Here is a 14,485-nt window from a genome sequence, read left to right as displayed (position 1 = left end):
AATGAAAGTTGCAAAGAATGTTGTTGTGAGCATCGCCTATCAGGTGCGTACCGAAGACGGCGTACTGGTGGACGAAGCGCCGGTAAACCAACCGTTGGATTATTTACAGGGACATAATAATTTAGTCGTGGGGCTGGAAAAAGCGCTGGAAGGCAAATCCGTCGGTGATAAATTCGAAGTCCGGGTAAAACCGGAAGAAGGTTACGGCGAATATAACGAAAATATGGTTCAGCGCGTACCTAAAGATGTGTTTGTCGGCGTGGATGACCTGCAGGTGGGTATGCGCTTTATCGCCGATACGGATTTAGGTCCGCTACCGGTGGTTATAACCGAAGTATCCGGCGATGAAGTCGTGGTAGACGGCAACCATATGTTGGCGGGTCAGGAATTGTTATTCAGCGTCGAAGTGGTGGCGACTCGCGAAGCCACATTAGAAGAAATCGCGCATGGCCATATCCATCAGGAAGGCGGTTGCTGCGGCGGCCATGGACATGAAGATGGAGACGGACATGGTTGCGGTTGTGGCGGTCATGGCCACCATCATCATCATGATCAGGAGCATTCCCATCATCATGGCGGCGGTTGTTGCGGCGGCGGTGATAAAGAAGGTCATGGCGGTTGCGGCTGCAGCCACTAATCTTTGCATAAAGGCTAATCGGCATACACCGCACTTGATATAAAGTGCGGTGTATTTTTTATCTCCCGCTTCACTTTTCGTTGCCGTTTTTTATACAATAGTAGCCTTTTCCTTTACATCAATATTTGAGATATTTTATGAATTCTGCTACCCCTAACATCGGTTTTATCAGCCTAGGCTGCCCGAAGAATTTGGTTGATTCCGAACGTATTCTGACCGAACTGCGCAGCGACGGCTATAACATTATTCCCAGCTACGAAAACGCCGATCTGGTAATCGTCAATACCTGCGGTTTTATTGACAGTGCGGTACAGGAATCTCTGGAGGCCATCGGCGAAGCACTGGAAGAAAACGGTCGGGTTATAGTTACCGGTTGTCTCGGTGCCAAGGAAAATCAAATTCGCGAAGTCCATCCTAAGGTACTGGAAATCACCGGACCGCACAGCTACGAAGCGGTAATGGCACATGTCCATAAATATGCGCCCAAACCGGCCTATAATCCTTATACCAGCCTGGTACCTGCACAAGGCATTAAACTGACACCGAAACATTACGCCTACTTAAAGATTTCCGAAGGCTGCGATCATAAATGCACCTTCTGCATTATTCCTTCCATGCGCGGCGAACTGGACAGTCGTCCTATTACTCAGATTCTGGATGAAGCAAAACGACTGGCGGATTCCGGGGTAAAAGAGCTGCTGATCGTTTCTCAGGACACCTCCGCCTATGCCTTGGATCAAAGTAAAGAAGTACAGAATAAAACCCTCTTCTGGAACGGAATGCCGATCAAAAACAATTTGCTGACATTATGCCGTCAGCTTGGCAATCTCGGAGTTTGGGTACGTCTGCACTATGTTTATCCTTATCCCCATGTAGATGATCTGATCCCATTAATGGCGGAAGGTAAAATTCTGCCCTATTTGGATATTCCGCTACAGCACGCCAGCCCGAAAATCCTTAAAGCGATGAAACGTCCGGGGTCGGTGGAACGGGTATTGGAGCGCATTAAGAAATGGCGTGAAATCTGCCCGGAACTTACTCTGCGTTCAACCTTTATCGTCGGTTTTCCCGGTGAAACGGAAGAAGATTTTCAACTGCTACTGGATTTTCTGCAGCAGGCACAATTGGATCGGGTCGGTTGCTTTAAATTCAGCCCGGTAGAGGGAGCGACCGCAACGGATATGCCCGACCAGGTACCTGAAGAGGTAAAAGAAGCACGCTTCCGCCGTTTTATGGAACTACAACAACAAATCTCCGCCCAGCGTCTGCAACAGAAAATCGGCAAAACCTTAGCCGTCATTGTTGATGAAATCGATGCAGAGGGAATCATCGGCCGCTCTATGGCAGATGCTCCGGAAATCGACGGAGCGGTTTATGTGGATAATCTCAGCGGCAAAGAGGTCAAGGTCGGCGATATTATTGCCGTAACCATTACTGCGGCGGACGAATACGACCTATGGGGAAATTGTTAATCCGCATTAATCCCGACAAAGGGATTAATCATAGTAGTAACATTAATATAGCTGCGGCTAAACAATAAATTAAAGGGCTAAGCTTCCAGCCGACCTCAGTTTTATCTCCCCTCCCACGACCTAATTATTGGTCGCATAAGCGACCAATAATTCATTATATTTATGCCTAACTAAGTGATAATTTTTTCTTCCATCCTATTGCGAAGTTGTTTTTTTTTGTACAATTCGGGTGATTTTTATACACAATAAGGAAAAATTATGTCTCGCTTTTTTTCAAAAAAAATTCTAATAGGATTAGTCGCTACTTTATCACTTATTTCATCGGCATATGCCGCTACCGGTTTTTTAAAAGGAGAACGCACTGATGGCATGAATAAAATTTGCTATTACGATGTCTTAGGCTCCACTTACACATTGAATGTATCCTCTGTATCATTGTGTCCCTTAACTCATAATTTTTAGCGCATAATTACTGGGAATAACATGGAAATCTTAACTGTCATTATTGTAGTTATTTTAATATTTATAATAATTTCGGGAAAATCTGGAGTAGGAATTAAATCATCTTTAATAAAAGAGATCCATAAACAATATTATGGCGGTATTTCGGCGCCTTCAAAAATATATCCGAGTATATCTTTAGAAGAAGCCTATAATATATTAAAAGAATATGATGCTAATAACCATCATGCCGGCAATAATTCCTATTCTTTCTGGGCATTAGTCAATAACGAGCCTTGTTTCATTTCAGTAGAAAGGATACCTTGTAAAAGAACGGGCATTAAGTTATTAGTAACAAGAGCCGTAGATCACAATGCCTTACTTAAGTTTTCAGGAATGAAGGAAGATAAGATACCTAATAATTTATTGTCAATATATTAAGTTAATAAACTGATTATTTACCTATTCCATAAAAAAATACAGTTAATATGAAAATATATTAACTGCATTTTTAGCTAAGAACAACGCCGAACCTGATATTCGGCGTTTTCCGCTTATGCTTCTTCCTCTTCCTTAGCCCATTCCAAGGCACGGCGCACTGCTTTTTTCCAACCTTTATAGCGTCTTGTCCGTTTCGCTTCGTCATCGTCCGGAATAAAGCTGCGTTCCACCGCCGCCTTATCGCGCAATTCCTCCAAATCCTTCCAGAATCCCGTCGCCAGACCGGCTAAATAAGCGGCTCCCAGTGCGGTAACCTCCTTAACCTGCGGGCGTTCAACCTGCGTATCCAGAATATCCGCCTGGAACTGCATCAGGAAGTTATTTGCGGTGGCGCCGCCATCAACCCGTAGCGATTTAAGCTTCGCACCGGAATCGGATTGCATGGCTTCCAACACATCACGAGTCTGATAAGCGATGGATTCCAAGGTCGCGCGTACAATATGATTGCGGTTTGCTCCGCGGGAAAGGCCTAAAATCGCTCCTCGGGCATAAGGGTCCCAGTAAGGAGCGCCTAAACCGGTGAAGGCCGGAACCACATACACACCGTTACAATCTTTAACCTTAGTGGCAAAGTATTCACTATCGGTACTGTCATGTACGATTTTTAATTCGTCGCGCAACCACTGAATAGAGGCTCCCCCCATAAAAATAGAACCTTCCAATGCGTATTCCGGCTCCCCTCTGGCATTACAGGCAATAGTGGTGAGCAGACCGTTTTTAGATTCAACCGCCTTATCACCAGTATGCATCAGCATAAAGCAGCCTGTACCATAGGTGTTTTTCGCCTGCCCGGCCTGCACGCACAGATGTCCGTATAAGGCCGCTTGCTGGTCGCCGGCAATACCCGCCACCGGAATACGAACGCCGCCTTTACCGCCGATGTTGGTTTGTCCGTAAATTTCGGAAGAGTTACGCACTTCAGGTAACATTGAACGCGGGATATTTAACAACTCCAGCATCTTCTCGTCCCATTGCTTGGTATGAATATTAAACAACATGGTACGTGATGCATTGGTATAATCGGTTACATGTACCCTTCCCTGCGTCAATTTCCATACCAACCAGGTATCCACCGTACCGAACAATAATTCGCCCCGTTCGGCTTTTTCGCGGGCGCCTTCCACATTATCCAAAATCCATTTAATCTTAGTTCCGGAGAAATAAGGATCCACCACTAAACCCGTAGTTTTACGAATATAATCCTCTTGTCCCTCCGCTTTCAGCTTATCCGTAATATCGGCGGTACGGCGGCATTGCCATACAATAGCGTTATATACGGGCTTGCCGCTTTCTTTTTCCCATACGATGGTGGTTTCGCGCTGATTGGTAATCCCGATAGCGGCAATCTGATCCGAAGAGATCCCCGCTTTTGCCACCACTTCATTCAATGTGGAACTCTGGGTCGCCCAGATTTCCATCGGATTATGCTCCACCCAACCTGCCTGCGGATAGATCTGAGTAAACTCCCGTTGAGCGATTTCCACAACATTGGCGTCATGATCCAGTAATACCGCTCTGGAACTGGTGGTTCCCTGATCAAGAGCAATAATATATTTCTTGTCCGACATAGCAAATCTCCTGCAATTTAGGTAATACGTTAATAAACGCTTATCAAAAATCGAATAAACGAACAAATCACCCGCAGAAACTAATCGAAAACGCTCAAATAATAAAGGGATAATTATCAATAATTTGAACTCGCTCACATTATATTTTCCCTCCACAAATAGTCTGAAAAATAAATGTGAACTGGCTTACAAAATCAAACTTTTTTACTTTTATTTTTCCGCCGGAACTGAATAATGACGCCGTATTCTATTGCCTTTTCCAGGCTGAAAGAATTATTTGCTTATAAATTAATAACGACAAATCACAGAATTTTATTAACCGCTTAATTCATGCCTAATATTACTTTAATAAAAAGGAGAAGATGCTATGAACCCTTATTTAGCGGAGTTTCTTGGTACCGCATTGTTGGTACTGATGGGGAACGGTGTTGTAGCTAACGTTTGCCTGAATAAAACCAAAGGACAAAGCTCAGGTTGGATAGTTATCACCACCGCCTGGGCATTCGCCGTTTATGTGGCGGTCGTTTTTAGCGGCCCATACAGCGGCGCTCATTTAAATCCGGCGGTATCCCTCGGTCTGGCACTGAAAGGCGCTTTCCCTTGGGAACAGGTAGTCCCTTACAGCATCAGCCAGATCCTGGGCGGCAGCTTAGGTGCGCTGTTCGTTTATCTGGTATATAAAGATCATTTTGCCGCCACCGAAGAAGCCGGTTTAAAACGCGCCTGCTTCAGTACCGAACCGGCGATCCGTAATTACCCTACCAATTTACTCAGTGAAATTATCGGTACCTTCGTGCTGGTTTTCGTTATTTTCTATATCACGGCAGAAGCGACAATCACATTCCCCGAAAACGGCACCGCAACACCAATAGGTTTAGGTTCAATCGGCGCCTTGCCGGTAGCGATACTGGTTTGGGCCATAGGCCTGAGTTTAGGCGGTACCACCGGCTATGCGATTAATCCCGCCCGCGACTTGGGACCTCGCCTGACCCTTAGTCTGCTCGGGAAAAAACTGAATACGACGGCGGACTGGCAATACGGCTGGGTACCCGTTATCGGCCCGATGCTCGGCGCCCTACTGGCCGGCTTGGCTTATAATGCGCTGATGTAATAAAAGCTGATGTAATAAAAAATAACGAATCAGGCAGGCTTAGCGCTAAGCCTGCTTTTTTATTTAAAATAGATATAACAATACTGCGGATAGTAATAATTTGAAAATACCCGATTATACAGGCAACTTTCGATTTTTATCGGTATAAGCGCCTATACTGAAGCCCGGCGCTAATTTCTTCCCTTGTTGTTTATAAACAACCGCAAAAATTAAATTACGGCGGATTTTCAATCCATAAGAATACAAAACAACAAGCGAAAAAGAACAATACGAAAATATCATGAGCGAAAACACGCATATTTTATGTGATTAACCTCACAAATTCACTACAAAGCATTTCTTTATTCCACCAAAATCGGGTATCTTTGACAACTCAACTACACATACTGTTTGTAAGGATATTACAGTTTATACAAAAGCTAATTTTTGGGTGTGGAGGCGGTAAAGAAGGCGCCGATATGCTCTGGTTTCCGTTAATAATGCGTTTTCAACAACCCTAAAAACGGATAAATATAACGTTAAAAAGTATAAAGATTGGAGATTACTATGTTTGGTCCATTTAAACCGGCGCCGCATATTGCGGAATTACCGGCTGAAAAAATCGACTCGACCTATCGGCGCTTACGCTGGCAGGTTTTCGCTGGGATTTTCTTCGGCTATGCGGCTTATTATTTTGTGCGCGCCAATTTCGATTTAGCGCAAAAAGGTCTGATTGAAGCCGGCCTATATAATAAAGCCGAATTGGGTATTATCGGTACAGGTGCCGGTCTGGCATACGGCCTGTCCAAATTCGTGATGGCGGGGATTTCCGACCGCTCGAATCCGAAAGTATTTTTACCTTTCGGTTTGTTACTTTCCGGTTTATGTATGACCATGATGGGGTTAATGCCTTGGGCCACCTCCGGCATTGCGGTAATGTTCATTATGATTTTCCTAAACGGTTGGTTCCAGGGAATGGGCTGGCCGCCATGCGGAAGAACCATGGTGCATTGGTGGTCTAAATCCGAACGCGGTACCATCGTTTCCATCTGGAACTGTGCTCATAACGTGGGCGGTATGGTACCAGGTGCAATGGTTCTGTTAGCCAGTGCCATCTACTTCAGTAATCACGGTGTTCAGGCAACGGCGAAAGACGTATGGCAACAGGCCTTATACTATCCGGGTATTGCCGCAATGATCGCTGCTATTCCGGTTTACTTCGTCATGAAAGATACTCCGCAATCCTGCGGATTACCGGCCATTGAAAAATGGCGTAACGACTATCCGGACGATTACAATGAAAAAACCTATGAGCATGATCTGAGTACCAAAGAAATCTTCGTTACCTATGTTCTGAAAAATAAACTGCTGTGGTACATCGCTATCGCCAACGTATTCGTTTACTTAATCCGCTACGGCGTACTGAAATGGTCTCCGGTTTATCTGGGTGAAGTAAAACACTTCAATATTAAGGGTACGGCCTGGGCATATACCATTTATGAATTGGCTGCGATTCCGGGTACGCTGTTATGCGGTTGGGTATCGGATAAAGTGTTCAAAGGCAAACGCGGTCTGACCGGATTTATCTTTATGATTTTAACCACCATTGCCGTTGTCGCATTGTGGAAAAACCCGGCCACACCGGAAGCCGAACTGGCGCAATATGCTAACCATGCCTGGTATGAAAACCCGTATCAGTTAACGGACTTCATTCTGATGACAACTATCGGTTTCCTAATTTACGGTCCGGTAATGCTTATCGGTTTACACGCCCTTGAACTGGCACCGAAAAAAGCGGCGGGAACCTCCGCAGGCTTCACCGGCTTATTCGGCTACTTGGGCGGAACCGTATCTGCTTCCGCAGTCGTCGGTTGGGCGGCCGAATACTACGGCTGGGACGGCGGTTTCTACGTAATGATTGCCGGCGGTGTGTTAGCGGTTCTGTTAATGCTTATCGTAATGCTGGAAGAAGGCAAACATAAAGCAAAACTGGCCGATCACTACGGCAAGTAATTCGCTGAAAAGGAAGAACCTCGGGTTCTTCCTTTTTTGTTTTTGTCGTTAAACTGTCATAAAGTTTTTTTAAACTTAACATCGCTTGTTTCAACATAAGGCTTAGCGCCACTCAACTAAGGAAATAAAGATGAAAGCAAGTAAAATCGCCGCTGTCCTCGGATGTATATTGTTTTCCGCCGCCGGATATTCCGCCGACAGTTGCCAATCGCCCCTGGTCGAAGCATTACCCGAATACAACTACAAGCTCAATAAAGTAATAGAAGTGAAGGGGCGCCAGGGAGTAACCACCGAGGGTAAATATCTCTATGTATCCGGCAGTACCACATTAGCCAAATATGATCTGAACGGCAAACTGCTACATGAAAATAAAACCCCGTTCGAAGGTTATAGTAAAGCCGCCAACCATATCGGCGACATTGATATTTACAACAATGAACTCTACGTTTCTTCCGAATGGTTTGAAGACGGCGTCGGTAAGAATATTCAAATCGCCGTACATGACCCCGAAACCCTAGCGCTGAAGCGCGCAATAGATTTCAATCCGGACTCCGGCCAGGTGGAAGTTTCCGGGATTACGGTGGATAAGGTACATAACAGCGTCTGGATGGCCTCCTGGGTGGGCGAAGAAAGCGGGCGTTATCTATACGAATACGACTTAACCAGCGGTAAATATAAACGAAAAGTACATTTACAACCTGTGCCTCAATGGATTCAGGGGATATTCGCCCATCAGGGCAAACTCTATCTGACCGCAGACGACGGTACCGCCGATGAAAAAGAACCGGATCATCTGTATAGAGTGGAAATTTCGGATCGGCATAATCAGGCCTCAGTTGTATTGGAACGCACCCTGGACGATCTGAAAGATTACGGCGAAATCGAAGGTTTGGCGATCAATCCCGAAACCCGGCAAATGATTATTCATGCCAACCGCGGCAAACAAATCGTATTGGGTATGCCGAAAGGGTTTTACCCCGGTTATGATCGTGAAATCAGCGAACTGTATTTTTATGATATGACCCCGAGATGTAAAAAATAACTCAAATTCCGACCGCACTTTGAGTACGGTATTTTATGTTGTTCAGCAAAAACCTATCCCATAAGAGAGGAAAACATGAAATTTAAACTGAAAACCCTGGCGGCGGCATTAGCGCTTGCCACATTAACCGCTTGTTCCAATCAGGCACAGGTACAATCTATGCAAGAAAAGGATAAATTAGTCATCGCTCACCGCGGAGCAAGCGGTTACTTACCGGAACATACACTGGAAAGTAAAGCCCTTGCATTCGGACAAAAAGCCGATTACCTAGAACAGGATTTGGCCATGACCAAGGATAACCGCTTAGTGGTTATTCACGATCATTTTTTGGACGGCCTCACCGATGTAGCGAAGAAATTTCCGAACCGTAAACGTGCTGACGGACGCTACTATGTTGCGGATTTTACTTTAAAAGAAATTCAAACCCTGGAAATGACGGAAAACTTCAGTAATAAAGAAGGTAAGCTGCAACAGGTTTATCCGAACCGTTTCCCGATGTGGAAATCCCACTTCAGAATTCATACCTTTGAAGACGAACTGGAGTTTATTCAGGGACTGGAAAAATCCACCGGTAAAAAAATCGGTATTTATCCGGAAATCAAAGCGCCTTGGTTACACCATAAAGAAGGTAAGGATATTGCCAAAGCCACTCTTGCAGTGTTGAAAAAATACGGCTATGACAGCCGGGAAGATATGGTTTATCTGCAAACCTTCGACTTTAATGAATTAAAACGGATTAAAACCGAATTGCTGCCGCAAATGGGCATGGATATCAAATTGGTACAATTGGTAGCCTATACGGACTGGCATGAAACCGAAGAAAAAAATGCCCAAGGCAAATGGATAAACTACGATTACGATTGGATGTTTAAAGAAGGGGCGATGGCAGAAGTGGCCAAATATGCCGACGGCGTCGGCCCGGGCTGGTATATGCTGGTAGACGATAAAAAATCCAAAGCAGGCAATATCGTTTATACCCCGTTAGTAAAAGAGCTGCAAAAATATAAATTGGAAGTCCATCCTTATACCGTACGTAAAGACGCTTTACCCGATTTCTTCAGCGATGTAAATCAGATGTATGATGCCTTGCTGAATAAGGCCGGTGCAACGGGTATCTTCACCGATTTCCCGGATACTGCGGTACAGTTCCTCGGTAAAGATAAGGCTCAAAAATAAACGCAACCACTAACAATTAAAAAGCCCGAATGGAAATGCCATTCGGGCTTTTTAACGATACTGCGCCTAAAAGCCCGTTTTTCTTTTTACTTAGATGTTTTTTGGTTAAAAACTGTGAACCTTATCACAGTTTAGTTTCTTTTTCGCTCATAAAACTATTCTAAAACGAACATTTGGCTTAAAATAGCACTTATTTTTTCAAGGTTATTACCAGTTTTGTGGGGGTATCATGGCAATGACATCTCAGCTTTACAAAGATGTGGGTGATTTTTCACCCATCAGCACCGACGTTATCATTATCGGTGGCGGTGCGACGGGTGCCGGCGTCGCCCGCGATTGCGCATTGCGCGGCCTGAAATCTATCTTGCTGGAACGGCGTGATATTGCCACCGGAGCCACCGGGCGCAATCACGGTCTGTTACATAGCGGTGCGCGCTATGCGGTTAACGATAGAGAATCTGCCGAAGAATGTATTAAAGAAAACATGATTCTGAAACGTATCGCCCGCCATTGTGTTGACGATACCAAAGGTTTATTTATTACTCTGCCCGAAGATGATCTGAATTATCAGAAAACCTTTATTGAAGCCTGTAACGCATCGGGTATCGAGGCGGTTTCGATTGATCCGGCGCTGGCCAGACATATGGAGCCGTCGGTTAACCCCGAACTGGTCGGCGCCGTTGTGGTGCCGGACGGTTCCGTAGATCCCTTCCGCCTGACTGCCGCCAATATGATTGATGCGGCCGAAAACGGCGCTCAAATTTTTACCTATTGTGAAGTCATGGGGTTGATCCGTGAAGGCGGACGCGTTATCGGCGTAAAGGTTTTTGATCATCGCAACCGGGTCGAACGGCAGTTCTTTGCCGCCGTCGTCGTCAATGCCGGCGGAATCTGGGGGCAGGGTATTGCCGAATACGCCGATCTCAAAATCAGAATGTTCCCGGCGAAAGGCGCCTTACTGGTGATGGGGCACCGGATTAACAATCTGGTGATTAACCGCTGCCGCAAACCTGCGGACGCCGATATTCTGGTACCGGGCGATACCATCTGCGTCATAGGCACTACTTCCGATCGCATTCCTTATGATCAAATCGACAATATGGAAGTTACCCCGCAGGAAGTGGATATTTTATTCCGCGAAGGGGAAAAACTGGCACCGAGCCTGCGCCATACCCGCGTACTACGTGCCTATGCCGGAGTCAGACCGCTGGTAGCCACCGACAATGATCCTTCCGGACGTAACGTCAGCCGTGGTATCGTATTACTTGATCACGCCGAACGGGACGGTCTGGATGGCTTTGTTACCATTACCGGCGGCAAACTGATGACCTACCGCTTAATGGCCGAATGGGCAACGGATCTGGTATGTAAAAAACTCAACAATAATCAAAAATGCCAAACCGCCGAACGTCCTCTGCCGGGTTCTAGCGAAAGCCGAGAAGAAACCAGTAAAAAAGTGGTTTCCCTGCCAACCACCATTCGTAACTCCGCCGTTTACCGCCATGGTTCGCGTGCAACCCGTTTACTTGAAACAGAACGTTTGGATCGTTCCCTGGTGTGCGAATGCGAAGCGGTAACCGCCGGTGAAGTCCGCTATGCGGTGGAAGAGTTAAATGTTAACAACCTGGTAGATTTACGCCGCCGTACCCGAGTCGGTATGGGTACCTGCCAGGCGGAACTTTGCGCCTGCCGCGCCGCCGGTTTAATGGCGCGCTTTGAAGTTGCCACGCCGCGCCAATCCACCACTCAACTCGCTTCCTTTATGGAAGAACGCTGGCGTGGTATTCAGCCGATTGCCTGGGGTGATGCCCTGCGCGAAGCGGAATTTACCAGCTGGATTTATTACAGTCTGCTCGGTCTCAACGATGTACCGAGCGAAGCGCCGCAAGGAGTAAGTAACAATGAATTTTGATGTGGTCATTATCGGTGGCGGGCTTGCCGGTTTAACCTGCGGCATCGCGTTGCAGGAACAGGGCAAACGCTGTGTAATTATCAATAACGGCCAAGCCGCACTGGATTTCGCCTCGGGTTCTATGGATTTACTCGGCCGCCTGCCGGACGGCTCCGCCGTGTCTTCTCTACGCCCGGCATTTGAATCTCTGCGCCGACAAGCGCCTCAGCATCCTTACAGCGTACTGGGAATTGAAGCCGTAGAAAGCAAGGCAACACAATTTGAAAATATCCTACATCAGCTGAATTTGGAATTAGCGGGATCGGCTCGGGAAAACCACAAAAGGGTTACCGCCATCGGCGGCTTACGCCCCGCCTGGTTATCGCCGAATACGGTACCGACCGTAACCAATCATCAGAACTTCATCCATCAGCGCATTGCGGTACTAGGCATTGAAGGCTATCATGATTTTCAGCCGCAGTTGCTGATCGATAATCTGCAGCTCAATCCGCAATTCGCCCACTGCCAATTTTCAAGCGGCTTTCTAAATATTCCGGAACTGGATCAGCTACGCCGTGATGCCCGTGAATTTCGCAGCGTCAATATCGCTCAACTCTTAGAACATAAGCTTTCCTTTGATGAACTGGCGGCGGAAATCAAACAGGCCGCCGGTGATGCGGAAGCGGTATTCCTGCCCGCCTGTTTCGGACTGGATGATCAATCTCTGTTTAACGGGCTGAAACAGGCCACAGGCTTGGCATTATACGAACTGCCGACTCTACCGCCTTCATTACTGGGTATCCGCCAGCATAAGCAACTGAGCTACCGCTTTGAAAAACTGGGCGGTATGATGCTAAACGGCGACCGCGCGCTACGCGCCGAATTCGAAGGTGATAAAGTAGCCTGTGTTTATACCCGCTTACATCAGGAAGAACCCATTGCCGCAGAAAATTTCGTACTCGCTGCGGGCGGTTTTTTCAGCAACGGTTTAAGCGCCGAATTTGAGCGAATCCGTGAACCTGTATTTGATGCGGATATTATCGAAACCGAACAATTCCGGGCGCAGGATCGTTTTTCCTGGACCCATAAACGTTTCTCTTCTCCGCAGCCTTATCAAGCGGCGGGAGTAATAATTAACGCCCATTGCCAGGTACAAAAGAGCGGTCGTTTTTTACCGAATTTATATGCGGCGGGCAGTGTTATCGGCGGTTATAATGCCATTGAATTGGGCTGTGGCGCCGGTGTTGCCGTAGTAACGGCGCTGATTGCGGCGGAACGAATCGGGGGAATGTAATGAATATTCAGGAATTGATTGAAAGTGCGAAACGGGACATGAATAACCCCGCCGCACAAGCCCATAAGGACGAAAGTTTTGAAAGCTGTATCAAATGTACCGCCTGTACCGCCGTCTGTCCGGTTTCCCGCCGTAATCCGTTCTATCCGGGACCGAAACAATCCGGGCCGGACGGCGAACGCCTGCGGCTGAAAAGTCCGGATTTCTATGACGAAACCCTCAAATACTGTACCAACTGTAAACGTTGCGAAATTGCCTGTCCTTCCGACGTAAAAATCGGCGATATTATCGTACGGGCGCGTAACAGCCATGTGGATCGCCAAAATAAACCTCTTATTCACAAATTGCGCGATGCGGTATTAAGCAATACGGATATTATGGGTTCGCTGAATACGCCGCTGGCACCGATTGTTAATAAGGTTACCGGACTGAAAGCCACCCGCTTCCTGTTGGAAAAAACCCTTAAGGTCAGCAAGCAACGCAGCTTGCCCAAATACGCTTTCGGTACCTTCCGTAACTGGTATTTGAAAAAAGCGGCGGCCAAACAGGCGGAATATCCGGAAAAAATCGCCTATTATCACGGTTGTTATGTTAATTATAATAACCCGCAATTAGGTAAAGAGCTGATTGATGTGTTTAACGCCATGGATATCGGCGTGGTCCTATTGGAAAAGGAAAAATGCTGCGGTTTACCGCTAAGTGTTAACGGCTTTCCGGAAAGAGCCAAGAAAATCGCCCGTTTCAATACGGAATTTATCGGTAAAATGTTGGACGAAAACGGGCTGGAAGTAATCAGCGAAGCTTCTAGCTGTACGCTGAATCTGCGTGATGAATACCATCATATTCTGGGAATCGATAATGCCAAAGTCAGACCCCATATTCATATGGTTACCCCTTATCTGTATAAATTATTTAACCGGGGCAAACGTCTCCCCTTAAAACCGCTTAAACTGCGGGTGGCTTATCATACCGCCTGCCATGTGGAAAAAGCCGGTTGGGCGCCATACACGCTGGAAGTGTTAAAACAGATTCCGGGGCTGGAAGTGATAATGCTGCCTTCGCAATGTTGCGGTATTGCCGGAACCTACGGATTTAAGGCGGAAAACTATGAGGTGTCTCAGGCTATCGGGAAAACGCTGTTTGAACATATTAATCAGGGCGGTTTTGATTATGTCATCTCCGAATGCCAGACCTGTAAATGGCAAATTGATATGTCTTCCGAGGTTACCTGTATTCATCCGATAACCCTACTTGCCATGGCGCTGAAATAAGCAGGCCGAATGACCGCACTGCTGCAACCGAATCCGAACAAAAAGAGCGGTCTAAAATCGGAAAGTTTTCTCATCTGTTAACCGATGCC

At 46.5% G+C, this 14,485-nt stretch carries 11 protein-coding genes; 10 read left to right on the top strand and 1 reads right to left on the bottom strand.

Annotated features, from left to right (window positions below):
* Nucleotide 1: 1 nt before the first annotated feature.
* The 3 genes from slyD (at nucleotide 2) to EDC45_RS09495 (ending at nucleotide 2,991) form a co-directional block, all read left to right on the top strand.
* On the top strand, nucleotides 2–637 hold the full coding sequence (gene slyD / locus EDC45_RS09505) for a peptidylprolyl isomerase (RefSeq protein WP_133545791.1): 636 nt from the start codon (nucleotides 2–4) through the stop codon (nucleotides 635–637).
* A gap of 137 nt (nucleotides 638–774) precedes the next feature.
* Entirely contained in the window at nucleotides 775–2,109 is a 1,335-nt protein-coding gene (gene rimO, locus EDC45_RS09500) for a 30S ribosomal protein S12 methylthiotransferase RimO (protein ID WP_133545789.1), read from the top strand.
* Between the two features lie 483 nt (nucleotides 2,110–2,592).
* Nucleotides 2,593–2,991 carry a hypothetical protein gene (locus tag EDC45_RS09495; RefSeq protein ID WP_133545787.1) on the top strand — a complete coding sequence of 133 codons (399 nt, stop codon included), beginning with the start codon at nucleotides 2,593–2,595 and terminating at the stop codon, nucleotides 2,989–2,991.
* A 113-nt stretch (nucleotides 2,992–3,104) separates the two neighbouring features.
* Here the strand turns inward: EDC45_RS09495 and glpK are convergent, their stop codons facing one another.
* The gene (gene glpK / locus EDC45_RS09490) at nucleotides 3,105–4,619 is read right to left on the bottom strand and encodes a glycerol kinase GlpK (protein WP_133545785.1); all 1,515 of its coding nucleotides are present in this window, start codon (nucleotides 4,617–4,619) and stop codon (nucleotides 3,105–3,107) included.
* A 367-nt stretch (nucleotides 4,620–4,986) separates the two neighbouring features.
* Between glpK and EDC45_RS09485 the strand changes: the two genes are divergently transcribed.
* The 7 genes from EDC45_RS09485 to glpC all read left to right on the top strand — a co-directional run bounded on the left by EDC45_RS09485 (nucleotide 4,987) and on the right by glpC (nucleotide 14,396).
* Nucleotides 4,987–5,730 carry an MIP/aquaporin family protein gene (locus tag EDC45_RS09485; RefSeq protein WP_133545783.1) on the top strand — a complete coding sequence of 248 codons (744 nt, stop codon included), beginning with the start codon at nucleotides 4,987–4,989 and terminating at the stop codon, nucleotides 5,728–5,730.
* 546 nt (nucleotides 5,731–6,276) lie between these two features.
* Nucleotides 6,277–7,722 (top strand): glycerol-3-phosphate transporter, encoded by a 1,446-nt coding sequence (glpT, locus tag EDC45_RS09480; protein WP_133545781.1) that lies wholly within the window; start codon nucleotides 6,277–6,279, stop codon nucleotides 7,720–7,722.
* 130 nt (nucleotides 7,723–7,852) lie between these two features.
* Nucleotides 7,853–8,764, top strand: coding sequence for a hypothetical protein (locus EDC45_RS09475; RefSeq protein ID WP_133545779.1), 912 nt, complete (start codon nucleotides 7,853–7,855; stop codon nucleotides 8,762–8,764).
* A 75-nt stretch (nucleotides 8,765–8,839) separates the two neighbouring features.
* Entirely contained in the window at nucleotides 8,840–9,940 is a 1,101-nt protein-coding gene (gene glpQ, locus EDC45_RS09470; RefSeq protein WP_133545777.1) for a glycerophosphodiester phosphodiesterase, read from the top strand.
* A 229-nt stretch (nucleotides 9,941–10,169) separates the two neighbouring features.
* Nucleotides 10,170–11,852 carry an anaerobic glycerol-3-phosphate dehydrogenase subunit A gene (gene glpA, locus EDC45_RS09465; protein WP_133545775.1) on the top strand — a complete coding sequence of 561 codons (1,683 nt, stop codon included), beginning with the start codon at nucleotides 10,170–10,172 and terminating at the stop codon, nucleotides 11,850–11,852.
* The gene (gene glpB / locus EDC45_RS09460) at nucleotides 11,842–13,125 is read left to right on the top strand and encodes a glycerol-3-phosphate dehydrogenase subunit GlpB (protein ID WP_133545773.1); all 1,284 of its coding nucleotides are present in this window, start codon (nucleotides 11,842–11,844) and stop codon (nucleotides 13,123–13,125) included. Before glpA ends, glpB begins: the two co-directional genes overlap by 11 nt.
* Entirely contained in the window at nucleotides 13,125–14,396 is a 1,272-nt protein-coding gene (glpC, locus tag EDC45_RS09455) for an anaerobic glycerol-3-phosphate dehydrogenase subunit GlpC (protein WP_133545771.1), read from the top strand. Before glpB ends, glpC begins: the two co-directional genes overlap by 1 nt.
* The last annotated feature ends 89 nt before the right edge of the window (nucleotides 14,397–14,485 follow it).

The sequence above is a fragment of the Mesocricetibacter intestinalis genome (genome assembly GCF_004363295.1).
GTDB lineage: Bacteria > Pseudomonadota > Gammaproteobacteria > Enterobacterales > Pasteurellaceae > Mesocricetibacter > Mesocricetibacter intestinalis.
The sequence above is the reverse complement of the archived record's forward strand: the minus strand, read 5'-3'. Positions and strand labels throughout refer to the sequence as shown.